Below are 26312 nucleotides of genomic sequence, written 5' to 3' on the forward strand. Positions count from 1 at the left end.
ACCTCAATGCGCGCGATCCAGGCCCACCAACAAGGCATTGTCACGACTGTAGATGTCTGGCGAATAACGCACGTGACCGGCGCTGTCGACCTGCGCCGTCCAGTAGGTCATCAGGATCGGCACCGGCGCCGACAAGCGAAACTCATGGGTGGTGCCGGTGGCGAGCAAGGTGTCGGTGCGCGCCCTTTCCGCAGGGCTGAGCAACAGATCGCGCAGTTGCATCGGGTGCTCGACCCTTACGCAGCCTGAGCTGAACGCCCGTGGGCCTTTTTCGAACAGCGCCTTGCTCGGCGTGTCATGCAGATACACCGAGAACGGATTGGGGAAGCGAATGACCATCTGCCCCAACGGGTTACGTGGCCCCGCGTCCTGGCGCAAAAGGATGTTGCCGGGGTGGTCCCAGTCGATGTCTGCGGCTGCCAACGGCTGACCGTTGGCATCCAGCACTTGCAGATTATGCCGACTGAGGAAGGTCTGGTCCTTGCGGATTTCCGGCAGTTTGTCTTCCTTCCAGATGGTTGGCGGCACGGTCCAGGTCGGGTTCAGCGTCAGCCGCGTGACGCGGGATTTGAGCAGCGGCGTCTGGCGCTCGGCACGGCCGACTTGGGTGCGAGTCTGCCAGACCGGTTCGCCGCCCTGATACAAAGTCAGTTCCGCCGCTGCGACATTGACCAGCAAACCATTGGGTTCCATGTCCTGGGCCAGCCAACGGAAGCGTTCCAGGTTGACCCGCAGCTGTTCGCGGCGGGCCATCGGACTGATGTTGAGTTCGGCAATCGTCCCCGGCCCGACCACACCGTCAGCCTGCAACGAATGATTGGCCTGGAAGCTTTTCACCGCGTCCACCAACGCGCCTTCGTAAAGAATGTCGGTGGTGCCGACCGCGTGGCTCAGATAGCCTTCGCTGTATAAGCGCTGGGCCAGTTCCGGCACGCGTTTGTCTTCCATGGACGGGCGCAACAGCGGCCCGCTGCCCACCGACTGCCATTTCGGCAAGGCTGTGAGCCGTTGTGCGGCGTAGAGCTGGCGCAGTTTCTGATATTGCGCCAGACGCGGACGGGCCAGGTCGAACGCAGCAGGAATGTCATGCATACCCGGCACGGCAATCGCCAGCAGCTCGGCCTGACGATCACGCTGGGAGTCATCGGCATGCCACAACGGCTCGAAGTGCGATTGCAGCAGACGGCCGTAATGCAGATCCTGCAGGGCTTGCAGGTAATAGCGGCTGATGTCGATATCGGCGCACAACTCGCCATCCTGCGGCGCGGTGATCGCGACCGGATAGCGTTGCGGACTGAGGCCATCGTCGGCCAACAAAGGCAATTGCGCCTGCAAGGCCTGCAATCGCCCGGATTCGCTGGCCCACACCGGCATCCAGTCCTGCTGCTGATAGAAGGTTTGCAACTGTTGCAACGACGGGCCGCTGAGCTGCTTTGCGAGCGCAGGGCAGGTCTGCGGCAGACCGATCAATACGGCATGCAATGGACTTTGCAACTCGACCGGCATTTCGGCAGGAGGCGTCGGCAGCGTCTGCAACGGCGGCAGTGATTCATCGGCACAAGCGACAAACGGCGCTGCGAGCAAACAAATGCTCAAGTAGCATGCGTACTTTTTGAACAACTGCTTTACTCCAATCCATGGCCACCTTGATGATGGCCAACCTTACATCAGGTGCGCTGAACAGTCAGGCTCGAACTTCGGGCTTGCAGGTTACGACTGGACGTCAGGAGCCAAAGTGCCAAATAAGTAGCAAGTTGAGGACACTTTATAAATGTTGACGTATTTGCGCCGACTTCTGCTGACCACCGCGACCCTTGTCGCCGTGACCAGTCCAGCTTTTGCCGCCGGCAAACCATCGCCGGTTCTCTTCACCAGCCTCGCGCACGCCGCGCCAGAACTCAATCCCCAAGCGCTGAAAGGTGCCTTGAGCGCCATGCAATGTGCGGTCAATAACGGTGCGAAGCCGTCCCGCCACCTGGCGATCATCGACTATTCGCAGCCGTCCACCGAACGCCGACTGTGGATCTTTGACCTCAACCGGAAAAAACTGGTGCTGCGCGATCTGGTCGCCCACGGCTCCAACTCCGGGGAAAACTTCGCCACGCAGTTTTCCAATGTCGAAGGCAGCTATCAGTCCAGCCTCGGCTTGTTCCGCACCCAGGAAAGCTACAGCGGCACTCATGGTTACTCGCTGCGCATGGATGGTCTGGAGCCCGGCTTCAATGATCTGGCGCGTGATCGCGCTATCGTCATTCACGCCGCCGATTACGTGAATCCGTTGTGGAGCAAGCGTCAGGGCCGCATCGGTCGCAGCCAGGGCTGCCCGGCCGTCCGCCCGCAGATTGCGAAACAGGTGATCGACAAACTGAAAAACGGCCAGTTCATGTTCTCGTGGTACCCGGATCAGCGCTGGCTGAGGAAGTCGCCGTATCTCAACTGCCAGCCGCAGCAAGTGGCGAGCATCATCAGTACCCACGCCAGCTAAAACCCTACTCAATCCCCTGTAGGAGCTGTCGAGTGAAACGAGGCTGCGATCTTTTGATTCAGCTTTTTCAAAGATCAAGATCAAAAGATCGCAGCGTGCCGCAGCTCCTACAGGGATTTGTGGTGTCCATAATTTTTCGGCCCAGGCAGTCTCAGTCACCGGATGCTTTGGCTGTACCAATGCCATCGCCAGCAGGCTCAATCCTGCCGCTGATCTGCATTCGGCTGATGATCAGGGCCATGACCATCAACGCCGTGCCAACGCCGAAGGTGATGTGCATGCCACTGCCGATGACGGCGGCGGGCGCCTGGGTCGGGTTGCCGGTGGCCACGGCAAACACTGCGCCCATCGCCGCCGCGCCGGTGATCAATCCCAGATTGCGGGCCAGCCCGAGCAGCGCCGATACCACGCCGCGCTGGTCCTGACTGACCGCTGCCATCAGCCCGGTATTGTTGGCCGCCTGGAACAGCGCGTAACTGCCGGCGATCACCGTCATCGGCAACACGTAGGCAGGCAATCCGAAACTCATCGGCAGCAGCGCCAATAACCCGCAACCGCAAACCATCCCGAGCAAGGCGCCCGGCACCACCCGCTGTGCGCCGAAACGATCGACCAGCCGTCCGGCCGGCACGCCACCGAGCGCAGCCAGCAACGGCCCAACCGACAACACCAGCCCGACCACGGTGTGGCTGAGACCCAAACCGCGACTCAGGTAAAACGGCCCGACCACCAGCGTGGTCATCATCACGGTCGTCACCAGCAACGTCAGCGCCAGACTGCCGCTCAGGCGCAGATCGGCGAACAGTGACAGGCGAATCAGCGGTGCCCTGGCTTTCATCTCGACCACGATGAACAATCCCGCGCCGCACAGGCTGATCAACAGCAACGTCAGCGTGAAACCCTCAAGCGTCATCGCCAGCGCATAGGTTGCCAGCGTCAACACCAGCACCCCGCTGCCGAGATAATCAAACGCGACTCGCGGCCCTGCGGCCCGATCTGCGGGCAGATAGCAGTACACCAGCCACGCATTGAGCAGTCCCAATGGCACGTTGAGTAAAAATATCGATTGCCAGCCAACATGCGCCATCAATAACCCACCCAGCGACGGACCGAGGGTGGTGCCGGTGGCCGACATCGTCGCCAGCAACCCCATCGCACTGCCCGCCCGCGTTTTGGGCACCGCATCGGCGACCAGTGCGACTGTCAACGCAAACATGATCGCTGCGCCAACGCCTTGCACCGCCCGCGCGCCGATCAGCCAGCCAAGCCCCGGGGCCAGCGCGCAAAACAATGAAGCACTGGTGAAAATGCCTATCCCGATCAACAGCAAGCGCCGCCGACCAAAGCCATCGCCCAGACGTCCGACGCTGACAATCAACGTGGTGATTGCCAGCAGGTACGCCAGAACAATCCACTGCACCTGTTGGAACGTCGCATCAAACGCCGCCGCCAGTGTCGGCAACCCGGCGTTGGCGATGCTGGTGTCCAGCGACGGCATCAACATCGACAACGCCAGACTGGTCAGCGCCCAGCGGGCTTGGGTATTGAGGGGTTGTCTGGGCATGGTGTGCTCACTGTACAAAGGACATGCGCCATAGCCTGAGCCTGGACAATACAAGGCGCAAGACGCATGCTTTGCACTCAATACCTGCATGGAACGCCATGTCATGACCACGCCGGATCTGAACCTGTTGATCACCCTCGACGTGCTGCTGCGTGAAGGCAGCGTCGCCCGCGCCGCCAAATGCCTGCGGTTGAGCCCTTCGGCCATGAGTCGTGCCCTGGCCCGTCTGCGCGAAACCACCGGAGATCCTTTGCTGGTGCGCGCCGGTCGAGGCCTGGTGCCAACGCCGCGCGCGCTGGCATTGCGCGAACGGGTCAGTCACCTGGTGCAGGAAGCCGAGGCGGTTTTGCGCCCCGCGCAAGTGCTTGATCCCGCCCGGCTACAACGCACATTCACCTTGCGCAATACCGACGGGTTTGTTGAAACCTTCGCTGCCGCCCTGCTCGCCCGCATTGCCGCCGAGGCGCCCAACGTGCGTCTGCGTTTTTTGCAGAAAGCCGACAAGGACAGCACGCTGCTGCGCGAAGGCCGGGTAGATCTGGAGACCGGTGTGGTCGACGACAGCACCGACCCGACGCTGCACAGCCGCATCCTGTTTCACGATCACTGGATCGGTGTTGTACGTGAGGGCCATCCCTTGAGCGCAGGCAAAGTCAGCGCCAAACGCTTTGCCTCAGGCCAGCATATTCTGGTGTCGCGGCGCGGGCGCAGCAGCGGCCCGGTAGACGAAGCGCTACTCGAGTGCGGACTGACACGGGACATCGTCACGTCGTTCGGCGGGTTTTCGGCGGCACTGACGCTGGTGCGTGAATCAGACCTGATTGCCACCGTCCCGGAGCGTCACACCAGCAAACTGCGCACGGGCCTGCACAGTTTCGACCTGCCGTTGAAGATGCCGCAGATCAGCGTGTCGATGCTCTGGCACCCGCGCATGGATGCGGACCCTGCGCATCGCTGGCTGCGCGATTGCGTGCGGGAAGTCTGCGCCTAGCGCGCATCGCCGCCGGCGGGTTTATAGAAGAGGAATTTTTTCGTCTCGGCGGTTTTCCGGTATTCCCTGGCCCAACTCGGGTGGACGTTGCGGTCGTGGAAATACAGCGCGCCGTTGGTGCGATCCTTGAGCTGACGGTTCAGCGCTTTGCCGGCAACTTCCTTGGTGAGCGCGTACTCGGCGTCTTCCTGGACCTGATCCGGGCGCCCGTCACACCACCAGGAAAACTGGCAGCTTCTGGTTTCCGAACCTTGCTTGACCACGGCGCACACCGTGTCTGGAAAACCTTCGTGGCCGAGGCGATTCATCACCACACTGGCCACGGCTTCCATTTCCGGCGTGTCCTTGCCTTTGGCTTCCCAGTAGATGCTGCGTGCCAGACAAGTGATCGGATCATCCAGCGGCGCGGCGCCGGCAGGGTCTACCGCTTGCACTTCCTTCGGGGTGATCGCCTCGGATTTCGGCGCCGGTGCCGCGCTGACTTTATCGGCGGCTTTTTCTTCCAGCACCTGGGCTTTCTCTTCAGCCTTGGCTTTGATCGGTGCTTGATCGGTGGCCCAGGCAGCGCTGGCCAACAGAGTGAATGCGAAACAGCCAGCCAACCATTTCAATCCCATGTGAATTCTTCCGGCAGGGCCCGGTGCGGGCAAGGTGTTACGTCGGGGAGACGCCCGGATCCCGGGGTCTTGGCTGAGTGTAGACGGCGAAATCGCGCACAGCGTTCCGTAGAAAAAACCGTCGACTGAAGAAAAAGACATTGCACCCACCGGGGGCGTTTCGCGCATCATGTGCGCATTCAGCTCAAGGGAGAATTCCATGCGCTTCATGCCGTCCGTTTTGCGATTTGCCGCGCTGTCCGCAGGCCTGATGTTTGCCGCCTCGGCCTTGGCCACCGACGAGTTGCAACTGATCGAGTCGATCAACAGCTATCGCAGCCAGCCGCAACGTTGTGGCACGCAGGCGTCCAGTGAGTTGCCGCCCCTGTCGGCTGATCCACGCCTGAGGTTGCCGGCCAGCGGCGCCGTCAATCTGCAGCAAGCCATGGCCAGCGCCAGTTACCCGATGGTCAACGTACAGGCGATCACCCTTAACGGCCCGCGCGATGCAGCGTCGGCGATGAAGGCGATTCAGGAGAGCTTCTGTCAGGTGGTGCTGGATCCGCAGTTTGTCGATGTCGGCGTCAGCCGCGCCGATCGCGACTGGCGCATTGTGCTGGCGCGGCCGCTGCTGTCAGCCAAACTTGGCGACGCGCAGAGTGAAGGGCAAAAATTGCTCGAACAACTCAACACCGCACGCAGCCAGCCACGCCAGTGTGGCGGCCAGGCCTTTGCCGCCGCCGCACCGCTGGCGTGGAATGCGACCTTGGGCACTGTCGCTCAGGATCACAGCCGCGACATGGCCAACAAAAACTACCTCGACCACAAAGACCGCGACGGCCGCACCCCCGGCGATCGCGCTGAGCTGTCGGGCTACAGCGGGCAACTGGTTGGCGAAAACATCGCCGCCGGCCAAGACACCGTGGGTAAAGTCGTCGACGGCTGGCTCGCCAGCCCCGGCCACTGCGCCAACCTGATGAACCCGCAATACAAGGAACTGGGGGCCGCTTATGCGACCGATCCGAAAAGCGATGCGGGGATTTACTGGACCGCGATGTTTGGTGCGCAATAACCCTCAGGCTCACGCCTGCAATGTTCGGTGATGTGTACTGATTCTGTGCACACCACAAAATGTGTGGGAGCTGGCTTGCCAGCGATGGCGGTGGGTCAGCCAACATCAATGTCGACTGTGCGGCCCTCATCGCTGGCAAGCCAGCTCCCACAGGGTCTTGCGGTGTTCACGGATTTTCGACCAACACAGCTCCCACACTTGATCATCGACGCGATCAATCAGCCGTTAACTTTCACTGATTGGACGCCTGTGGCAGTTACGCCTACCCTGCCCGTCCAAACCCGTTCATCAGCGGTTTCAATACTGCGAGGCAGTCATGACAGAGCGCGTCCTGATCGATGCTCACAACCGCCGGGTCGACTATCTGCGCATGTCGGTGACCGACCGTTGCGACTTCCGCTGTGTCTACTGCATGGCTGAAGACATGCAGTTTCTGCCGCGCCAGCAAGTGCTGACGCTGGAAGAAATCTTTCAACTGGCGCAGAGCTTCGTCGCGCTCGGTACCCGCAAGATTCGCCTCACCGGCGGCGAGCCGCTGATTCGTCGCGGCGTGGTGCAGTTGTGCGAACAGATCGCCGCGCTGCCCGGCCTGCGTGAACTGTGCCTGACCACCAACGGCTCGCAACTGGGCAAACTCGCCGCGCCGCTTTTCGACGCCGGGGTCAAGCGCCTGAACATCAGCCTCGACAGCCTCGATCCCGAGCGCTTCAAGCAGATGACCCGCACCGGCGATCTGGCGCAAGTGATCGACGGCATCGATGCCGCGCGCCAGGCCGGTTTCACCCGCACCAAGCTCAACTGCGTGGTGATGCAGGGCCGCAACGATCACGAGATCAATGATCTGGTGAGTTTTGCCATCGACCGTCAGCTCGATATTTCTTTCATCGAGGAAATGCCACTGGGGATCATCAGCGACCACAGCCGCGCGGAGTCGTTTTTTTCCAGCGTGCAGGTCCGCGAAAAAATCGCCGAGCGCTACACGCTGATCGACTCTACGGAATCGACTCAAGGCCCGTCGCGCTATTGGCGTCTGGCCGAAGCTCCGCAGATTCGCCTGGGGTTTATCTCGCCGCACAGCCACAACTTCTGCGGCACCTGCAATCGGGTGCGGCTCACTGTCGAAGGTCGTCTGCTACTGTGTCTGGGTAACGAACATTCGGTGGATTTGAAAGCAGTGCTGCGCGCTCATCCGGGGCATCCGCAACGTCTGGAGAACGCCATCATCGAGGCGATGAAAATCAAACCGTATCGGCATAATTTCGAAATCAACGACGACGTCCAGGTCGTACGCTTCATGAACATGACCGGCGGCTGATCCGCCGCTTTCCTGCGTTATCGGGACCGCTCTGCATGATCATCAGACCCAAGGTCAGCCAGTTCGCCATTCTCTTCACCCTCAAGGGCTCGATTGCCAAGCGCATCGCGTTGCGCACCTTGATGGTCACGCTGCTGGCCTCGGCCATCGTGCTGGTCGAAATCCTTCATCCGAGCAGTTTCACCAAGGTCAACGCCACGCCGTTCACTTTGCTCGGCTTGTCGCTGTCGATCTTCATGAGCTTTCGCAACAACGCCTGTTACGACCGCTGGTACGAGGCACGCAAGGCCTGGGGTGAGGTGATCGTGCACATTCGGTCGGTCATCCGCGAAACCCATGTCATCCGCGAATCCGCAGAACGCAAACCGCTGCTGCTCAACCTGTGCGGGTTTGCCCATGCGCTCAATGCGCGGTTGCGCAAGGAGAGTGAAGCCGACGCCAGCCGTCAGTGGATCACCCCAAAACACGATGCGGGGGTGCCGGATTACAGCGCGCGGATCCTGCAACAGGTCGGCCAGCAGTGTTCCGATCTGCATCAAAACGGTGAGCTGAGCGAGTGGCGCTACATGCTGCTGGCCAATCACCTGACCAGCCTGACGCAAGCGCAAGCCGTGTGCGAGCGAATCAAAACCACGCCACTGCCGTTTCCCTACACGCTGCTGTTGCACCGCACGATCTACCTGTTCTGCATTCTGCTGCCGTTCGCCATGGCCGAACCGCTGGGCTGGCTGACGCCCTTGTTTACCGCGATTGTCAGCTACACCTTTTTTGGTCTGGACGCGATTGCCGATGAACTGGAAGACCCGTTTGGCCGCGATGAGAATGATCTGCCGACCGACGCGCTGGTGCGCACGATCGAGCGCGACATTCTCGCCGAACTCGGCGTGGCGGATCTTCCGCCGCCGCTGAAGCCGGTCGATTATGTCCTGAGCTGATCACCCCGTTCCCAAGCGCGGGAGCCATGTCATGTTGATCGTTTGCGTCTCCGTGAGACCGGGCGTTCGTCTGCTGCGCTGAGTAACCGGTCACAGCGCATCCCGGAAACAGTCGTTTACACGCCCGCAGATTCCCCCTTACTATCCGGGCACACCGGTCGACGGGTCAGTCCCGCCGCCGACGTTTTCCGCCAACGGAAACATGCGTTATGAGCACGTCACTACAACAACCAGAATCGTTGACCGTCTCTACTCAGCGCGCCCTCTCTCACAGGGGCGGCGTATGAATCGTATCGTCAATCTCCCCATGGCCCTGCGCCGTTCCAAGCTGCGTCACTCCGCACGCCCGCCGGATATCGCCCGGACGCTCTGATCGCGCCCGTTTAAAACCCGCGACAGCCCCCTGCTCCCTGATATTCCCTGCCAGGACGCCCGCGCCTATTCTCGCGCCGCGTCCGGCCTGAACCTGCGCGCCTGTGCGGCGCCAACGTGAGTGTTTGCCATGAAATTCGCAGCCATTGAAGACGCACGCCTGTTCCTTGAACAAAACCCCGACATCGACATGATCGAGCTGTTCATCCTCGACGCCAACGGCGTGCCGCGCGGCAAGTTGTTGCACCGCGAAGAATTGTTCGCCGTGTATGAAAGCGGTCGCCCGCTACCCAGCACTATCCTCGGTCTGACCGTGCAGGGTGAGGACGTCGAGAACTCCGGCCTGGTCTGGGATGTCGGCGATATCGACTGCCGCGCCTATCCGCTGGAAGGCAGTCTGGTGCGCCTGCCGTGGCGCAAGATTCCGACCGCTGCAGTGCAGGTCAGCATGCACCCGACCGAGGGCATGCCCGCCAGCATTGCCGACCCGCGACACCTACTGATCAAGGTCATCGACGGCCTCAAGGCCGAGGGCTACAACCCGGTGATGGCCTGCGAGCTGGAGTTTTATCTGCTCGACGCCAAACGCGATCACAACGGTCGTCCGCAACCGGCACTCGATGCTGACGGTGGTCGACCGCGACATACCCAAGTCTACGGTTTGCGCGAGCTGGAACAGATCGAACCGTTCCTCGCCGACCTTTACAGCGCCTGCAAACTGCACGGCATTCCGGCGCGTACGGCAATCTCGGAATACGCACCGGGTCAGGTGGAAATCACCCTCGAACACGGCGATGCGCTGGAGGCGATGGATCAGGCGGTGCGCTACAAGCGACTGGTCAAAGCCGTGGCGCACAAGCACGGCATGCAGGCGACATTCATGGCCAAGCCGTTCGATGATCTGGCCGGCACCGGCATGCACATGCATGTCAGCCTCGCCGATGGCGAGGGGCGCAACCTGTTCGCCTCCGAAGACCCGGCCGGCACGCCGCTGCTGCGCACGGCGATTGGCGGCATGCTCGCCTCGTTGCTCGATTCGCTGCTGCTGTTCTGCCCGAACGCCAACTCCTACCGACGCTTTCAGGCCAACAGCTACGCGCCACTGGCGCCGACCTGGGGCGTCGACAACCGCACCGTCAGCCTGCGCGTACCTGGCGGCCCGGCCAACACCCGGCACATCGAGCATCGCATCTGCGGCGCCGACGCCAACCCGTATCTGGCGGCGGCGGCGATTCTTGCCGGCATCCATCGGGGCATTCGGGAGAACCTTGATCCGGGCGCGCCGGTTGAGGGCAACGGCTATGCGCAAGCCAAGGAATTGCTGCCAACCGATTGGCTGACGTCGTTGCAGGCACTGGAAAATTCGGTGTGGGCACGCGATGCCTTGGGCCAGGAATTTCTCGGGGTGTATCTGGCGGTGAAGCGTGCCGAATATCGGCAATTCATGGCTGAAGTGGGTGAGCAGGATTGGCGGTGGTATCTGACCGAGGCCTGATTACACCACTGCAACCTGTGGGAGCTGGCTTGCCAGCGATGGGGTCGGCACCTTCAGCATCTCTGGTGACTGACACTCCGCTATCGCTGGCAAGCCAGCTCCCACAGGGGACTGCATCCTGTCTCCCGAATTTGTGTGGACATTAAAATGACCAATCGCTGCAATTCCTACTACACCGCCACCCTCAACCACGAGACCGACTACCCGACCCTGCAGGGCCGGCACAAGGTTGATGTGGTGATCATCGGCGGCGGCTTCACCGGCGTCGCCACCGCTGTCGAACTCGCCGAAAAAGGCTTGAAGGTCGCCATCGTCGAAAGTAACAAAATCGGCTGGGGCGCCACCGGGCGCAATGGCGGGCAGGTCACCGGCAGCCTCTCCGGCGACGGCGCGATGCGCAAACAGATGCGCCCGACACTCGGTGACGAGGTCGACGATTTCATCTGGCACCTGCGCTGGCGCGGGCATGAAATCATCAAACAGCGCGTGGAAAAATACGCCATCCAGTGCGACCTCAAACACGGCCACCTGCACGCCGCGTACAAGCCAAGCCACATGACCGATCTGCGCAAGGACTACGAAGAAGCCGTGCGTCGCGGTCTGGGTGACGAGGTCAGCCTGCTCGACCGCAGCCAGGTGCGCGATCTGCTGCAAAGCGACCTCTACCACGGCGCGATCAAGAACACCCGCAACATGCACCTGCACCCGCTCAACCTGTGCATCGGAGAAGCGCGGGCGGCGGAAAGTCTCGGTGCGCTGATCTTCGAAAACAGCGAAGTGCTGGAGATCATTCACGGTGACACACCAGGCGTGAGAACTGCCCACGGCCAGATCGACGCCAACCAGGTGATGCTGGCCGGCGACGTCTATCACAAGCTCGAACCCGGCCAGCTCAAAGGCAAGATTTTCCCGGCCATGGGCGGCATTGTCACCACCGCACCACTGGGCGATCTGGCCAGGCAAATCAACCCCGAAGACCTCGCGGTGTACGACTGCCGCTTTGTCCTCGACTACTACCGTCTCACCGCCGACGGTCGTCTGCTGTTTGGCGGCGGCGCCAACTACAGCGGCAAGGACTCACGCGACATCGCTGCCGAACTGCGCCCGTGCATCGAGCAGACTTTCCCGGCGCTCAAAGGCGTGCAGATCGATTATCAGTGGAGTTGCGCGATGGGCATCGTCATCAACCGCATCCCGCAACTGGGGAAACTCTCGGACAACGTCTGGTACTGCCAGGGTTACTCGGGGCATGGCATCGCCACGACGCACATCATGGGCGAAATCATGAGCCGGGCGATTACCGGGCAGATGGAGCAGTACGATACGTTTGCGGCATGTCAGCACATTCGCGTGCCGATGGGGGATTTGCTCGGCAATCCGTTGCTGGCGGCGGGGATGTGGTATTACCAGATGCTTGAAAAATTGCGTTGACTGCACTGCCACCCGCCCGCCGCGTGCGCATTCCTGATCGGCCACGGTCACTGTAGGAGCTGCCGCAGGCTGCGATCTTTTGATCTTGTTTTTTACAATCAAAGTCAAAAGATCGCAGCGTGCCGCAGCTCCTACAGGGTTGAGCGCTGATTACAAAACTCAGTCAGGCAACTGCTCCACCTCAATCCCCAACCGCCGATAATCCTCAACACTGCCCGATGCCAGATGCTGCTCGGTAATCAGCGTATGCACGCGATTGCACGGCGTCACCACAAACGGCTCGACCGCCCCTAGCTTGTCCGCCGTGGTCACAGCAATCACCTGCGCAGCGCTCTCGAACAATGCCTGCTTCACCGGCACCTCATCGAAATACAGCGAGCTCAACCCGACTTCCGGATGAATCGCGCAGACCCCGGTAAACAGCACGTCAGCCTTGATACTTTGCAGCAGCCGTACGGTTTCGTGGCCGCTGACTGACATCGTCGCCAGATTGAGTTGCCCGCCCGCAAGAATCACCTTGATGCCTTGGTATTCGGCGAGTGTGATCGCGGTCATTGGCGACGTGGTAACAGCGGTGATCCGGATGTCCGCAGGCAATGAGCGCGCGATCTGCAACGTGGTGGTGCCGGAATCGAACAGCACGATCTGGCCGTCCTTGACCCGTCCGGCAGCGAGCTGCGCCAGGCGGGTCTTCACTTCATCGGTTTCGCTGATGCGGGTGAAGTAATCCTTGCCGGTGTCTTTGGGCCGCGGCAACGCCCCGCCGTGTACGCGCTGCACCAGCCCGGCGTTGTCGAGTTCGGCGAGATCGCGGCGGATCGTATCTTCGGACACCGCAAAATGCTGGCTCAGCTCGGAGGCCATGACCTTGCCGTCGCGTTCCAGGATCAAAAGGATTTTCTGTCGGCGCAGGGACGGTAGCTCGGTGACGGAATGATCGTGCATGATTCTGCCTGTTTGTGCTTGTAGTTGCAGGTTTCACGCAGATTAGCGAAAGCGTTGGGCAAACACAAACAGGCAGCTATCGATTGCTTCGATCATTGGAATCGACAAGCCGAATTTTTCCTTTGCATTCAACCTGTTCAGAATTCACCCACTCTAAATAGGCCAGGATGGACCCCGCATGAATCTCAATTTTGCCTTCGCTTGCATGATCGTTGTGTCGTTCGCGGTTGCCCTCGGCCATGCCTGACGGTCACACCGTCGCGGCCAAATGCTCGCGAAACCATTTGTGCGCCGGATCGCGATGCAGCCGTTCGCCCCAGAACATCGCCATCTCGTAGCCCGGCACTTCCAGCGGCGCGTCGACCACTTGCAGTGCCGGGTTGCCGCGCACCAAGCGTGACGGCAGCATCGCCACCAGATCGGTGCTCGCCAGTATCGACATCACCATCAGAAAGTGCGGCACCGATAACACCACTTTGCGCTGCAGCCCGACATCGGCCAGCGCCTTGTCAGTCACCCCGAAAAAGCCCCCGCCTTCGCGCGAAACCATCACGTGTTCCAGCGCGCAGAACTCTTCGCGGCTCGGTTTACGCTTCAGCTTCGGATGCCCGATTCGACCGGCCAACACGTAGTGCTCGGTGAACAGCACGCGTTGATGCAGCTCCAGCGGCGCCTCTTCTGTGATGTGCAGCGCCAGATCAAACACCCCTTGCTCGGCTTGCTTGACCAATTGCGGCGGCGTCAGGTCGATCACCGCCAAACGCGTGCCCGGCGCCTTTGCCCGTAACCCGCTCAGGGCCGGCAGGACGATGGTCGATTCGCCGTAGTCCGTCGCGGCGATTCGCCAGGTGTGCACCGCCTGCGCCGGGTCGAACGCACTGGCAGGCGCCACCGCGCGTTCCAGTGCCTCTAGCGCCTCGCGCAACGGCTCACGCAATTCATCGGCACGTGCCGTCGGGCGCATGCCTCGGGGGCCGGGCAACAACAGCGGATCGGCGAAGATGTCGCGCAACTTGGCCAGGTGAACACTCACCGACGGCTGCGACAGGTTCAACCGTTGCGCGGCGCGGGTGACGTTGTGCTCTGCCAGCAACACGTCCAGGGTCAATAGCAGATTGATATCCAGTCGCCGTAAATTATTCATCTCTATACCAGATATGTCAGACATTCATTTCCAATATACCTGTTGAACGCCGATCCTGCCCTCACTCAGCAACGGAGCTTCAACATGAAAGTACTACTGGTTTACGCCCACCCCGAACCCACCTCGCTCAATGGCTCACTCAGGGACTTCACCGTCCAGCGCCTGCAAGCTGCGGGGCATACCGTGCAGGTTTCCGACCTTTATGCAATGAACTGGAAAACCACACTCGACGCCGACGATGCCCCCGCCCGCGACGACAGCCAGCCGTTTCATCCATCGCTGGACTCCAAACTCGCCTACGCCCAAGGCACCCAAGCCGCCGACATCACCGCCGAACAGGAGAAACTGCTGTGGGCCGACGCGCTGATTCTGCAATTCCCGCTGTGGTGGTTCTCGATGCCGGCGATCCTCAAGGGCTGGGTCGAACGTGTCTACGCCTACGGGTTTGCCTACGGCGTCGGCGAACACTCCGACAGCCGTTGGGGCGAGCGTTATGGCGAAGGGAAAATGAGCGGCAAACGGGCGATGTTGATGGTTACGACCGGAGGCTGGGAGTCGCACTACAACCCACGAGGGATCAACGGGCCGATTGATGACCTGCTGTTTCCGATCCAGCACGGGGTACTCCACTACCCCGGTTTTGACGTGCTACCGCCCTTCCTTGTCTATCGCACCAGCCGCATGGATGAAACGCGTTATGCCGAGACAACTGATGAACTGGGACGGCGACTGGATGAGTTGTGGAGCACGCGGCCGATTGCGTTTCGGCAGCAAAATGCGGGGGATTACGAGATTCCGGCGCTGACGTTGAAAGACGATGTTGCACCGGATCTGATCGGGTTTGCTGCACATATTAAATAGAGTGTCATGCAAACCTGTGGCGAGGGGATTTATCCCCTCGCCACAATAAATTCCAATTCAAAATCAAGGCGAAACCACTTTGGCGGTACGCACAAACAGCGCATGAGCCTTGTCCCAGAAATTCCCCCCCAGCACAAAGAAACTGCCAACAAACATCAAATCCCCAAGCAACTGCATCTGCCACAGATTGGGCCGCAACCCTGGCCAGAAGTTATCGAAATACGGTTCCAGAAAGGACGACAGCAACGGCAGGCAAAACATCACCACGCCGATGCGATGTCGCGTCGGCCCGACCTCGTCCACCGGGGCTGGAATGATCCCCGAGACATAACGCCCGATCGTACGCTTGAGCTCGGCGAATCCGGCCTTGCCCATCACCGCGATCACCACCAGCAACAACACCTTGTTGCTGATAAACAGCACGCCGGTCAGCGCGGCGACTTTCGAGCCAGGCACATCAAGCGCGGCCGCCAGCGGCACCATCAGCCACGAACCGAGCATCAGGCAAATGATCCCCACGCCAACCTTGAAGCGCCAGGTTGCGGGAGCCGGCGGGGTCAGCGGATCTTGGGCAGTGTCCATGGTTTCTTACCTGTCTGGGTGGAGTTCCGTTGCCTGCAAAGCGTAGCAGCAGATTCGCCCGAGCAACCTGTAATCCTCGGTCTATGCTCCAGTGATATTTGCGGCCTGGGAAACGCGTAATGCCTGCAACAACAACCCTGTTCACGCGGCCCGGTCACCTGCTATTACTTGGCGCCTTGAGCTTAAGCGGCTGCGTGCGCCTGGGGCCTGATTTTCAGCCGCCAGGCGAAGCGTGGAGCAAACAATGGAACAGCACGGCTCTGGAGCAGGCCAGTGAGCGCGCCGCGCAACCGGATCTGCGCCAGTGGTGGCAGGTCTTCGCCGACCCGGTGCTGGATCGCCTGATCAGCGAAGCCGATGCGCGCAACAGCAGCCTGAAAATCGCTGGCCTGCGCGTGCTCGAAGCCCGCGCACAACTGGGCATCGCCGAAAGCGGTCGCTACCCGCAATTGCAACAGGTCGGCGTCGACAGCCTGTATGTCGACCGTCACCAGTCCGGCGGCAACAATCCGCAGGATCTGCACTTCTGGCAGCACAGCGCCGCGTTTGATGTTGGCTGGGAACTGGATTTCTGGGGCCGCTTCAGTCGCGCCATCGAGTCTTCCGATGCGCAATATTTCGCCGCGCAAGCCAACTATGAAGACGCCCTTGTATTGCTGCGCGCACAAGTTGCCGACACCTATTTCTCCCTGCGCACCACCGAAGCGCGGCTGCGCGTCGCCCGGGAAAATGCTGTGCAGCAAAAGCGCAATTTCGAGATCACCGAACAACTCTTCAACAGCGGCCAGAGCGCCGAACTCGATCTGCAACAGGCGAAAACCCAATACCTCGGCACGCTGAGCAGCATCCCGGCGTTCGAAGATCAGTTGCTGCGCACGCGCAATGCGCTGGCGGTGCTGGTTGGCCAGCCGCCCGGTGGCGCGGCGTTGCTGGCCGAACAACCGGGGCTGATTCCGTTGGTTGATCGCGCCGTGCTGCAAGACGTCCCGGCCAACCTGCTGCTACGCCGTCCGGACGTGCGCGCGGCGGAGCTGAACGTCGCTGCGCAATCGGCGCTGGTCGGTGTCGCTGAAACCGATCTGTACCCATCGCTGACCTTGCTCGGCAGCATCGTCTGGTCTACCGACTCCCTCAGCGCCACACCGCGCAGCCTCGACCTGATCGGTGGGCCGAGCCTGCGCTGGAACATCTTCGATTACGGGCGCATCCGCAACAACATACGGGTGCAGGACGCGCGCTTGCAGCAACTGATCGAAGCCTATCGCGACAAGGTCCGCCAAGCCGCACGCGAGGCCGACGACGCCGCCAGTGGCTTGAGCAAAGCTCTGGAACGCGAGCGGATTCTGCGTGAGGCCGAAGGCGCCGCGCGGCGTTCACTGGTGCTGGCCAACACGCAATACCGCGAAGGCTATTCGGACTTCCAGCGCGTGCTCGACGCGCAACGCGCGCTGCTGGAATTGCAGGACAACTATCTAGTCAGTCGCAGCAACGCCGTGAGCAACCTGATCGCCCTCTACAAATCCCTGGGTGGCGGTTGGCAAAGCACTTCGCCGCAGATCGATGAACCGACCCGCGAACAGATGCAACAACGCACAAATTGGGGCGACTTGCTCACCGCGCCGCCCGCCCAACCGCTGTATCCACTCCCGTCGCAGGACAGCCGCCATGACTGACGCCGCACCTCCCGCCCCGGCTCCGACTCCCGCGTCAGCCCCGACCGATCCGGCCAAAAAAGGCATCCGCTGGGTGCTGCTGTTGATTGTGCTGAGCCTGGCCTGGTATCTGCTCGCCGACCGCTACACGCCTTATACCCAGCAGGCGCGGGTCGGCGCATTCGTGATTCCGGTGGCGGCGGAAGTCGCCGGTCGGGTCATCCGGGTCAACGTGCGCAACAATCAGGACGTCAAGGCTGGCGACGTGCTCTTTGAACTCGACCCGCAGCCGCTGCAAATCGCCGTGGATCGGGCGAAAGCCGATCTGGAGTCGACCCGCCGTCAGGTCGGCGCCAGCACCGCCGGCATCGCTTCGGCGCAAGCCTCGCTGCGCGCCGCGCAAGCCAACGAACTCAAGACGCGGCAAGACAATCAACGCCTCGAAGGTTTATACAAACAGGATCCGGGCACCATCTCCGTGCGCTTGCTTGAAGTATCGCGAGCCAACCGCGAACAAGCGGTCGCCCAAGTCGCCGCCGCCCGCGCCGAAGTGCAGCGCGCGCAGGAGCAGGAAGGTGGCAACACCGACACCAACGCGCAGCTGCGCAGCGCTGCCTCGGCATTGGCAAAAGCCGAACTGGATCTGGCCAACACTCGCATCGGCGCACGTTCGGCCGGGTTGATCACGGACCTGCGCACCGACGTCGGCCAGTTCACCGCTGCCGGCAGCCCGGTGATGACCCTGATCGCCATTCATGATGTGTGGATCAGCGCCGACCTCACCGAAAACAACCTCGGCCGCGTGCAGCCCGGAACGCCGGTGGCCATCGTCCTCGACGCGCTGCCCGGCGAAGTCCTCGATGGCCGAGTGCGCAGCGTCGGTTATGGCGTCAGCGTCGGCCAGACATCCGCGCCCGGCACCTTGCCAAGCATCCAGAACAGCCGTGACTGGCTGCGTCCGGCGCAGCGTTTTCCGGTGATTATCGAGCTCACTGAGGAGGCGAAAAAACGCCTGGTCGACAACCGCGCGATCCGTGCCGGTGGTCAGGCTGAAGTCATGGCCTTCCCCACCGAAGGCAACCCGCTCAATCCGCTGGGGCGGCTGTTTGTCGGGCTGATGAGCTGGCTGTCGTATGCCTACTGAGCGCAGCGTCCCGGCGCAACGGGCGTTGCGCCTGGCGTTCGGCACCGCGCTATGCACCGCCGTCAGTTATGCGCTGGCGCTGCCGCTGGCGTTTATCTCGCCAGTGTTGGCGGTGCTGCTGCTGGCCAGTCTGCCCCGACCATTGCCGCTCAAAGGTGCGCTGGTGCTGGCGTTGGTCGCGGCGCTCACCACCAGCATCGGCCTGCTGCTGATGCCGCTGCTGCGTTACTACCCGGTGAGTGGCGTGTTGTTGATCGGCCTCGGTTTGTTTCTGGTGTTCCGCTTTGGTTTGCGCGGCGGCAACCCGCTGATCGTGACCTTTCTGGTGATCGGCATGACCATGATCTCCGCCGCCGGGTTCGCTGAATTCGATCTGGCGATAGCGGTGATTGGTGCGTTGGTCAAAGGCCTGTTGCTGGCAGTCGCGGTGGTCGGCGTCAGCCACGCATTATTCCCGGAACCGGCAAACAGCCCCGTCCCGCCCAAGCCGCCCGCCATGCCCGCCGACGAGGTACCGCGCGTGGCCCTGCGCGCCACGCTGATCGTGCTGCCAACCTTTTTGCTGGCCCTGAGCGACCCGGCCAGCTACATGCCGATCATCCTCAAAGCCGTCAGCCTCGGCCAACAAAGCTCCACGACCAACACTCATCAAGCGGGACGCGAACTGGTCGGTTCGACCCTGCTCGCCGGCGTTTTGGCGGTGCTGGTGTGGTGCGGATTAAGCCTTTTCGTGCACCTGTGGATGTTCTTCCTGTGGATGCTGCTGATCGGGCTATGGCTGGCGCGCAAACTCTATCGCCTCAGCCCGACGCAGTTCAGCCCGGGGTTCTGGCTCAACACCCTGATAACGATGATCATCCTGCTCGGCCAATCGGTGCAGGACAGCGCGGCAGGCAAAGACGTCTACACAGCGTTTGCCGTGCGCATGGGCCTGTTTATCCTGGTAACGCTTTACGGCGTTTTGATGATGCACCTGCTCCAAGGGCACAGAACCCGCCGTCAAGGCGTGACCTGATAGCCGCGTCCTTGCAAACACCCGGTGTAGGCACTGGAACTGGCCGCGGCATCGGTTTTGCTCTGCGCGCGACGCTCTTGCCGCTGTCGAGAGCCGCCGACTACCGCACCGGCCGCAGCGGTTTGCTGGGCACGGTTCTGTCGGTAATCCTGCTTGCGATCATCGTCGACGCGGTCGTAAACCTCATCGTGTTGACGACCGCGGACTTCAGAACCTGCGGCTCCAGCGGCGGCACCGACAGCGGCCCCCTTCAGACGCCCACCCGCCTGGGGTGTTGAAGTCGTTGAAGTCGATGCGATGGAGTGGCAGTCGTTGATGTCGATCTGGGTTTGCTGGGAGGTCTGACCTTTGAGCGGGACGATGGATTCGGCGCTGACGTGAGTGGCGTACAGGGCAGCGATCATCAGCGCGATGGACGTTAGGCGATTCATGATTACCTCCGGCGGGGCCTGGGGTTGGCGGTGATGCGGGGTAATGAGGAAGTGTAGTTCATGGTGCCGAGGAAGAATTCTTGAGGGGCGACGAATCTGACTGACACCCCTCACAGTGATGGATACCATCAATACACCTTCATTTTCCTAGTTCACGGATCTCGATGCGTCGTTTACTCAGCCGAATCACCGCACTCATCAAGCCTGAAGCCAGGCCAATTTTTGCCGGATACAACCTAAAAGCCCTTCAGTCGTACTTTGTGACACCGTTATCGTCCATCAAGCTGCCAAACCTGTCTGGGATCACATCGCTGGAGCAATCCGAAGTATCTGCCTACCACATCTCACTTTTGACTGAAATCAAAGACGCCAGTAGTTTCCAACGATTGGTCGACTCGTCCTTCCGAAAGGTCAAGGAAAGCGCATTCAACGGTCTAACGAAGTTTGAATATGAAGAGCCCCTGAGCAACGAGCGTCTGATATTTTTCACCTCAAACCAAGAGTTCAACGCCGTTTCTATTCAGCTGGTAACAAACAGCGTCAGGTTTCTTGACTTGTTGAGCCGCGAAAAAATCGCTGTCCCCCCACCGTGGGTTGCCTTCGAGAGTTATAACCCTTCGTGGTGGGGAGGGAATATGCAAGGTGCCCAAGGTTTCTACAACGAGCGCTATTTCCTGCCGTTTTTTACTTGTTTGAGCGACGCAGAAAAACAGCGCTATTACGCAAGATTCAATGCCAGCGCCGAGTGGATAGAACAACTGGAGTTGATGTACAGCGATGATTGATTCGTTCAGGCCCCCTCACGCACCCGCCGCACCTGCACCAACAACGCCGGCGCAAAATGCAGCAGCACCATCCGCGCCAAATGGTGGGTGAGGATAAACACCACATTCAGTCCGCCCGCGAACGCGACAATCGCAATCGTTTCGATCGCCCCCGGCATGTACGCAAGCCACAGCGACAGCGGATCACTGTCCAACAATCGCGCCGCCACTTCGGCAAACGCCGCCGCGACCACGATCATCAACCCGACCGAAACCAGCGCCGTGCGGCCATGCCGGCCCAACTCCTTGACGCCCAATCCCTGAAATCGCGAGCCGATTCGTACACCCAGAATCAGTGCCGCCAGATTCAAGCTCCAGTCCGGCATGTGAAAACCGTGTAGCCATCCTGCTTTGACGAAAACCGCCGTGATGATGATCGCCGTGAGCATAAACGGCGCCGGCACGCCGATCACCAGCAGCAAGCGTCCAAGCACGACACTCAAGCCGATCACCGCAAACACGGTCAGTGCCATCCCGGTCGTCAACGGAGCGCTTTCAATCACCACCACCGATGCCTGTCCCGGAATCAAAAAACTCACCAGCACGGTGATCAGCAACAGCCGCATCAGGTGCACGATGATGACTTTGCTTGAGGCCTTTTCCGACTCCAGCAAATCGAAAACCGCTGCCAATGCGCCCGGGTATACCGCCAACAATGCATCAGTGCGATTCCACCCTGCCCCGCGCGTCAGCCACAGCGCGGCCAACGTAATCTGCACGATCAGACACAGCAGCAACACGCCAAGGCTCGGCAACATGGCCGATGCCGTCGCGCTGTCCCACGCCTCGAACATCAGCCCTGTGGCGATTCCCAGCGCCACCTGTATGTAGCCCAAGCCATAAGGCGTCACGGGTGCGAAACCTGATTTAGTGGCGACCAATGCGGTGACAAGAATCGAGCCCAACAGCAAACCGTGAGGCACGCCGAGGGACTGCAACACCGCGCCAAACCCGGCGGCGATCAACAAACAGAGAATGGATTTCATAGATGCCTTCCTGGCAATTAAACTCGATCCCCTGTAGGAGCTGCCGAAGGCTGCGATCTTTTGATCTTGCTCTTAAAAAGATCAAAAGATCGCAGCCTTCGGCAGCTCCTAAATGGGGATTGCGTGGTTTTATGAACGCAACCGGCCAATCGCGCGCCGATACTTCTCGATCCGCTCCAGATCCTCCCAACTCGGCGAGGCTATCCGCGAGAGGTCGCTGTTCTCTTCCAGATCAGCCAATTTCACCACGCGACCGATCGGGTTCTGCGCGGCGCGTTCGACGAAATCCTCGTAGGACTCGCCAGGCACTTTGGTCACCGATTCGATCGCGCTAAGCACGCCTTCGCTGAAACCTTCCTTGCGAAGGTCATCGAGACTGATTTCGCAATCCTCGACCACATCGTGCAGCACCGCGACGATGCGTTCTTCCAGCGTGGTCATGCGCAGCATCACCTTCAGCGGATGCAAAATGTACGGCGCCCCACCCTTGTCCACCTGCCCGGCGTGAGCCGTTGCGGCGATGGCTATAGCGCGTTCGAGTGTTTGAGTCATGAGCATCTCCGTTGGTGCGGGGCGGGAGAGTCGTTGCGACTGCTGATTTCAATCATGGGCAATTTCCACTCCTTGGGCGCGTCGAATGTTTCCGATTGTTTCGCAGTCTACGCGAACCGTGCAAATGAAAAACCCGATTGAACCTCCGTCATCTACGCCCTCTCGAAACCCTATAGCGCCAACTGAATGCTCAGAACCGGCGCCATTGAAGAGGAAACACCGATGAACATTCGATTCCTGCTTCTGGTCGCCACCTTTAGCGTCATTCCCACCTGCGTCATGGCCGAAGGCTGCGACGTCCAGACCCGTTCTTCCAGCTCCGCCGTGCCGGCAGTATCCGGACACAGTTGCTATGAATACGAAGGCACGCCGGTCAACGCCATCGACTGGTCGTGCAGCAACGAAAGCAAAGACATGGTTAACGCCGTCAAGAAAAAGGTCCAGCAATGCGACGACCATTACCAGGCCACTTGCATCGCCACCCTCACCCAGGAATCGCTCGCCAACCCGCATTCCACCAGCAAGGACAAAAACGCCAAGGCGTTGAACATTCCGGATGGTGCGCAGGTGACCACGTATTACTACGGCGCGGAGGATTTGGGGCAGGCGAAGATTGATTGTGAAAGTGGTGGGGGGAATTGGAAGGCGAAGTAACTGCTTCGAAAGAAATAACCGCAGTACTCAATACGAAAAAGCCCAGCGCAATGCCGGGCTATTTCTTAGAAAGCACCACTCGTGGTCAAAATGACCCCATCAACGCTTCGCATCACACTGTGTCCGCAAGTCGTGGTTGCTGATATTGCCGCAATTGCCATTGCCTTTCATGGCGTTGCAAAAAGCACGCTGGTCGCTATCAGCAATGTTGCCGCAAGAGCCGTTGCCGTTTTCGGCGTTGCAGCGCTCGCGCAAATCATGATTATCGATATTGCCGCAACTGCCACCGCTCTTTCTGGCATTGCAATAGGCTCGCTGGTCGTGATCAGCAATGTTGCCACACGAGCCATTGCCATTTTCCGCATTGCAGCGTTCACGCAAATCATGATCCTCAATGTTGCCGCAACTCCCACCGCTCTCGCGCGCATAGCAATAGGCACGTTGGTCATGGTCATCAATATTGCCGCAACCGGCAAAAGCGTAACCGCTGAACATCAACAACATCGCAAAAATCAGTTTCATCTCACACTTCCTTGGATTGCCAGGAATCAGCCTGGCACTGCTTGATCCGTTCAAAATGAGCGTCGCGACACGCCATCAAATTGACATCGTTTTTAAGGAAAGTTCCGAACGGGATGCAAAGCCATGATTTGAGATTTGACCGAATTTGAAGTCTGAAAAGCGCGTAGGAAAACACCCCTTGTGGTGAGGGGATTCATCCCGGACGGGTAGCGAAGCGACCCCAAACTCGTGAGCCAGATTCTTCTGACACACCGTGGGCGCCGGTTTACGACTACTGCGTCGCCGAACGGGGATAAATCCCCTCGCCACAGGGTGCTGGTTGCGTCCTACAGGTCGGTTGTGGCTTTTGCAATTGCTGCCTAGAGTTGGGCTGTCGCTGACAAGATTTTCAGCAACAGGGTTTCGCAGCCCTGACGATACGTGTAGTAACCTAGCGCCCCAAAAAACGGTGGCGGTCGCACCCGCGTCCGAAATCCGTTCAATGGTGGCTGTGTGTGGGAGATCTTCGGATCTGCCGGGTTCCTCGTATCCTCGGTCTGCGAACCCGCACATAGCTACCACCCTTCGATTCGCAGCGAATGGCAGTAGCTTCTCTCAAAGATACGAGGAAGTTTTACTTATACCGACAGACAAACCGCTCCACCACTACGCCCACATGTCCCACCCCGCCACCGACAACCTCGTCCTACTCATCAACCTCGTTGACACTTCGGAATAATCACCTCCTGACTTCCGCGCCCCTTGTAAGACGCGTCTGAACATCATCAACAGCGAACCGACGCCTCACTGTTCCGGCTTTAGTTGACGGTTACTCTTCAAACAAGAGTTTTCCATTCAATAAAGCAGAGCATCCATGGCCAACCACAGTTACATGAGCATTACCGGAAACCGACAAGGACTGATCTCCGCCGGTTGTTCCGACACTAATTCCATCGGCAACAAGTGCCAACTGGGTCACCTTGACGAAATAATGGTACTGGCCTACTCGCATAACATGACCACCGGCAATAACAGCGGCGTTACCGCTGACCGTGGCAAACACCTGCCGATCATGATCACCAAGAACATCGACAAATCCTCACCACTACTGTCCGCCGCACTTCATGAGCGTGAAGTGCTGGACTGCACAATCTTCTTCTACCGAACCTCCCCCGCTGGCACGCAGGACAAATACTTCAAAATCCACATAACCGGCGCAAAAATCGCACACATCAACCTCCAGGTTCCCCACGCCATCCATTTGAACGACGCCCAGCCGCAAGAATTGGTGTCGTTTACTTATCGCGAAATCAGCTGGACACATATCCAGGCAGGCACGTGCGGTTTCAGCACTTGGGGAAATGACGATGAATGAGGATTCGTGTGACATCAACGACGTTACCCGGGCTGCTTCCGATCTGGTCGCATTCGGGTGCCAGATCGGCGCGACTCAACTGTATGACAGTTTCAATCAGCTGCGATTTAGCGAGATCGTTTCGTCCTATGCGAATGAAATTATTCGGGCTGTTGATGAAGGTATTATTAGTGCCAAGCAGGGGTTGCAAGAGCTTAGGGAGGAACACGCTGAGTTATTGAACAAAGTATCGTTTTATGCTCAAAACGGTGTAGGTGTTGCAGCGGGGATGATGCAATTGCACATAGGTGCCATACAATTCTCCAGCAAAAGCCCACAAGGTATATTTGCAGGAGCACTCTATTCGGCGCACGGCATCAACAACATTCATGAAGGGGTAGTAAATATCTACAACGGCCCTGATGCTCAAAGCACAGTGGGTCCGATTCGTAAATTTTATCAATTTATGGCAAACGACATACATTTAGGAAACACTGCTTACTACAGCGTAGACTTAATTCTTTCCGGGTTTGGCATGCTGCAGCACGTGCGAAAACCAGGCTCAATGGAGTTATTCAATCACGACCCTATTAATTATGAACGAGCTTATAATCAAATGGGAAGTCTGGCTTTGGCACTCGAACTAATGACCGACAGCATAACAGTCAAAAACATAAACAAAGAAATAGAATTTCGACAAGATAATTAAATTACTTCTTTATCTTAAACTCATCACCAGACATCATGTACGCATAAAAAGAAGCAAAAACCACAAAACCTAACAACCCATAAACAACTTCAGACAGACTCACCAAATCCTTAATCGTGTAATAAAAAACCTCCTCAACAAACAACGCACAATTAAAGAGAATATATTGCTTCACCCATACAGGATACCGATCACTTCGGACGTTTCGCCCTCGCAACTCAGCCAGCTGATCAGGAAAGCAGTAGCGAAAATTAACATATAGAAGCAATACGCAAATCAGACCACTTACAATTTCTTTTACATCCTTCAACAATAAAAAAATCCCACTGAAAAAATTCACTTGCACTAACGCGCCAATACCACTCAAAGCAACAGTCAAGAAAAATAAAAATATTGTTTGAGTTATGAATCTTAACGTCATGACTTCACACGCCTCAAGAACGTCATATGGCACCCCTTTATCATTGAGCGCGAAACAAGACATTTTTCCCGAACACTCATAATCCCACCACACCTTCGCCCTAAAAAAATCGCGCGAAGCAATGTAAACATGCGAGATAATTCATCACGCCATTAACCCTGCATCATCACGCACTCATTCAGAGCCTTCCTACAAATGAAAACCCTCAAACCTACAAACCTTTCCTCGACTCAAAAAAAATCCGACGCCCTTCAACAAGGCGTCGGATTTACTTACAGCGT

The 26312-nt window shown here is 59.1% G+C and carries 26 protein-coding genes; 15 read left to right on the top strand and 11 right to left on the bottom strand.

Features of this window, described 5'->3' with window-relative positions:
- Positions 1 to 3: 3 nt before the first annotated feature.
- Positions 4 to 1620, bottom strand: a complete 1617-nt coding sequence (locus tag ICA15_RS27195; RefSeq protein ID WP_210555159.1) for a murein L,D-transpeptidase — start codon at positions 1618 to 1620, stop codon at positions 4 to 6.
- 151 nt (positions 1621 to 1771) lie between these two features.
- Here ICA15_RS27195 and ICA15_RS27200 point away from each other — a divergent pair, with 151 nt between their 5' ends.
- A complete protein-coding gene (locus ICA15_RS27200) occupies positions 1772 to 2485 on the top strand; it encodes a murein L,D-transpeptidase catalytic domain family protein (protein ID WP_150618168.1) in 714 nt (237 codons plus the stop codon).
- Positions 2486 to 2636: 151 nt separating this feature from the next.
- Here ICA15_RS27200 and ICA15_RS27205 read toward each other — a convergent pair whose 3' ends face one another.
- On the bottom strand, positions 2637 to 4049 hold the full coding sequence (locus ICA15_RS27205) for an MFS transporter (protein WP_210555158.1): 1413 nt from the start codon (positions 4047 to 4049) through the stop codon (positions 2637 to 2639).
- A gap of 103 nt (positions 4050 to 4152) precedes the next feature.
- Between ICA15_RS27205 and ICA15_RS27210 the strand changes: the two genes are divergently transcribed.
- Positions 4153 to 5040 carry a LysR family transcriptional regulator gene (locus ICA15_RS27210; RefSeq protein ID WP_210555157.1) on the top strand — a complete coding sequence of 296 codons (888 nt, stop codon included), beginning with the start codon at positions 4153 to 4155 and terminating at the stop codon, positions 5038 to 5040.
- On the opposite strand, the gene ICA15_RS27215 is transcribed toward ICA15_RS27210, so the two are convergent.
- Positions 5037 to 5657, bottom strand: coding sequence for a cell wall hydrolase (locus tag ICA15_RS27215; RefSeq protein WP_210555156.1), 621 nt, complete (start codon positions 5655 to 5657; stop codon positions 5037 to 5039). The two genes, ICA15_RS27210 and ICA15_RS27215, sit on opposite strands and share 4 nt — an antisense overlap.
- Before the next feature lie 199 nt (positions 5658 to 5856).
- Here ICA15_RS27215 and ICA15_RS27220 point away from each other — a divergent pair, with 199 nt between their 5' ends.
- The 5 genes from ICA15_RS27220 (at position 5857) to ICA15_RS27240 (ending at position 12256) form a co-directional block, all read left to right on the top strand.
- Complete coding sequence (locus ICA15_RS27220) at positions 5857 to 6708, top strand: CAP domain-containing protein (RefSeq protein WP_210555155.1); 852 nt, start codon at positions 5857 to 5859, stop codon at positions 6706 to 6708.
- Between the two features lie 316 nt (positions 6709 to 7024).
- Positions 7025 to 8023: a GTP 3',8-cyclase MoaA gene (gene moaA, locus ICA15_RS27225; protein ID WP_047300730.1), complete on the top strand. Its 999-nt coding sequence runs from the start codon at positions 7025 to 7027 to the stop codon at positions 8021 to 8023.
- A 35-nt stretch (positions 8024 to 8058) separates the two neighbouring features.
- Complete coding sequence (locus ICA15_RS27230) at positions 8059 to 8958, top strand: bestrophin family protein (protein WP_047300729.1); 900 nt, start codon at positions 8059 to 8061, stop codon at positions 8956 to 8958.
- A 502-nt stretch (positions 8959 to 9460) separates the two neighbouring features.
- The gene (locus ICA15_RS27235; RefSeq protein WP_210555154.1) at positions 9461 to 10825 is read left to right on the top strand and encodes a glutamine synthetase family protein; all 1365 of its coding nucleotides are present in this window, start codon (positions 9461 to 9463) and stop codon (positions 10823 to 10825) included.
- A 147-nt stretch (positions 10826 to 10972) separates the two neighbouring features.
- Entirely contained in the window at positions 10973 to 12256 is a 1284-nt protein-coding gene (locus ICA15_RS27240) for an NAD(P)/FAD-dependent oxidoreductase (protein ID WP_150605163.1), read from the top strand.
- 159 nt (positions 12257 to 12415) lie between these two features.
- Here the strand turns inward: ICA15_RS27240 and ICA15_RS27245 are convergent, their stop codons facing one another.
- Positions 12416 to 13201 (bottom strand): DeoR/GlpR family DNA-binding transcription regulator, encoded by a 786-nt coding sequence (locus ICA15_RS27245; RefSeq protein WP_042558769.1) that lies wholly within the window; start codon positions 13199 to 13201, stop codon positions 12416 to 12418.
- A gap of 250 nt (positions 13202 to 13451) precedes the next feature.
- Positions 13452 to 14345, bottom strand: a complete 894-nt coding sequence (locus tag ICA15_RS27250; protein ID WP_210555153.1) for a LysR family transcriptional regulator — start codon at positions 14343 to 14345, stop codon at positions 13452 to 13454.
- An 84-nt stretch (positions 14346 to 14429) separates the two neighbouring features.
- On the opposite strand from ICA15_RS27250, the gene ICA15_RS27255 reads away from it, so the two are divergent.
- Complete coding sequence (locus ICA15_RS27255; protein WP_210555152.1) at positions 14430 to 15206, top strand: NAD(P)H-dependent oxidoreductase; 777 nt, start codon at positions 14430 to 14432, stop codon at positions 15204 to 15206.
- A 63-nt stretch (positions 15207 to 15269) separates the two neighbouring features.
- Here the strand turns inward: ICA15_RS27255 and ICA15_RS27260 are convergent, their stop codons facing one another.
- Positions 15270 to 15788: a transporter suffix domain-containing protein gene (locus ICA15_RS27260; protein ID WP_150605166.1), complete on the bottom strand. Its 519-nt coding sequence runs from the start codon at positions 15786 to 15788 to the stop codon at positions 15270 to 15272.
- Positions 15789 to 15907: 119 nt separating this feature from the next.
- Between ICA15_RS27260 and ICA15_RS27265 the strand changes: the two genes are divergently transcribed.
- Genes ICA15_RS27265 through ICA15_RS27275 form a run of 3 tightly spaced genes read left to right on the top strand, consistent with a single transcriptional unit; the run spans position 15908 to position 19599 of the window.
- The gene (locus ICA15_RS27265) at positions 15908 to 17461 is read left to right on the top strand and encodes a TolC family protein (protein WP_210555151.1); all 1554 of its coding nucleotides are present in this window, start codon (positions 15908 to 15910) and stop codon (positions 17459 to 17461) included.
- A complete protein-coding gene (locus tag ICA15_RS27270; RefSeq protein ID WP_210555150.1) occupies positions 17454 to 18584 on the top strand; it encodes an HlyD family secretion protein in 1131 nt (376 codons plus the stop codon). Before ICA15_RS27265 ends, ICA15_RS27270 begins: the two co-directional genes overlap by 8 nt.
- Positions 18574 to 19599 carry a DUF2955 domain-containing protein gene (locus ICA15_RS27275; RefSeq protein ID WP_210555149.1) on the top strand — a complete coding sequence of 342 codons (1026 nt, stop codon included), beginning with the start codon at positions 18574 to 18576 and terminating at the stop codon, positions 19597 to 19599. Before ICA15_RS27270 ends, ICA15_RS27275 begins: the two co-directional genes overlap by 11 nt.
- Here ICA15_RS27275 and ICA15_RS27280 read toward each other — a convergent pair.
- A complete protein-coding gene (locus ICA15_RS27280) occupies positions 19584 to 20030 on the bottom strand; it encodes a YMGG-like glycine zipper-containing protein (RefSeq protein WP_210555148.1) in 447 nt (148 codons plus the stop codon). The two genes, ICA15_RS27275 and ICA15_RS27280, sit on opposite strands and share 16 nt — an antisense overlap.
- Positions 20031 to 20194: 164 nt before the next feature.
- Between ICA15_RS27280 and ICA15_RS27285 the strand changes: the two genes are divergently transcribed.
- Positions 20195 to 20815, top strand: coding sequence for a hypothetical protein (locus ICA15_RS27285; RefSeq protein WP_210555147.1), 621 nt, complete (start codon positions 20195 to 20197; stop codon positions 20813 to 20815).
- 5 nt (positions 20816 to 20820) lie between these two features.
- Here ICA15_RS27285 and ICA15_RS27290 read toward each other — a convergent pair whose 3' ends face one another.
- Complete coding sequence (locus ICA15_RS27290; RefSeq protein WP_210555146.1) at positions 20821 to 21840, bottom strand: AbrB family transcriptional regulator; 1020 nt, start codon at positions 21838 to 21840, stop codon at positions 20821 to 20823.
- A gap of 129 nt (positions 21841 to 21969) precedes the next feature.
- Complete coding sequence (locus tag ICA15_RS27295) at positions 21970 to 22392, bottom strand: HD domain-containing protein (RefSeq protein ID WP_150605172.1); 423 nt, start codon at positions 22390 to 22392, stop codon at positions 21970 to 21972.
- 222 nt (positions 22393 to 22614) lie between these two features.
- Here ICA15_RS27295 and ICA15_RS27300 point away from each other — a divergent pair, with 222 nt between their 5' ends.
- On the top strand, positions 22615 to 23046 hold the full coding sequence (locus ICA15_RS27300; RefSeq protein WP_210555145.1) for a hypothetical protein: 432 nt from the start codon (positions 22615 to 22617) through the stop codon (positions 23044 to 23046).
- A 99-nt stretch (positions 23047 to 23145) separates the two neighbouring features.
- On the opposite strand, the gene ICA15_RS27305 is transcribed toward ICA15_RS27300, so the two are convergent.
- Positions 23146 to 23568, bottom strand: a complete 423-nt coding sequence (locus ICA15_RS27305; protein WP_224450927.1) for a hypothetical protein — start codon at positions 23566 to 23568, stop codon at positions 23146 to 23148.
- A gap of 853 nt (positions 23569 to 24421) precedes the next feature.
- Here ICA15_RS27305 and ICA15_RS27310 point away from each other — a divergent pair.
- Both ICA15_RS27310 and ICA15_RS27315 read left to right on the top strand, forming a co-directional pair.
- Positions 24422 to 24922: an Hcp family type VI secretion system effector gene (locus ICA15_RS27310; protein WP_210555142.1), complete on the top strand. Its 501-nt coding sequence runs from the start codon at positions 24422 to 24424 to the stop codon at positions 24920 to 24922.
- Positions 24915 to 25610, top strand: a complete 696-nt coding sequence (locus ICA15_RS27315) for a DUF4225 domain-containing protein (RefSeq protein ID WP_210555141.1) — start codon at positions 24915 to 24917, stop codon at positions 25608 to 25610. Before ICA15_RS27310 ends, ICA15_RS27315 begins: the two co-directional genes overlap by 8 nt.
- A gap of 1 nt (position 25611) precedes the next feature.
- Here the strand turns inward: ICA15_RS27315 and ICA15_RS27320 are convergent, their stop codons facing one another.
- On the bottom strand, positions 25612 to 26031 hold the full coding sequence (locus ICA15_RS27320; protein WP_210555140.1) for a hypothetical protein: 420 nt from the start codon (positions 26029 to 26031) through the stop codon (positions 25612 to 25614).
- Positions 26032 to 26312: the final 281 nt, after the last annotated feature.

The organism is Pseudomonas sp. P116, from assembly GCF_020149425.1.
GTDB classification, from domain to species: Bacteria; Pseudomonadota; Gammaproteobacteria; order Pseudomonadales; family Pseudomonadaceae; genus Aquipseudomonas; species Aquipseudomonas anatoliensis.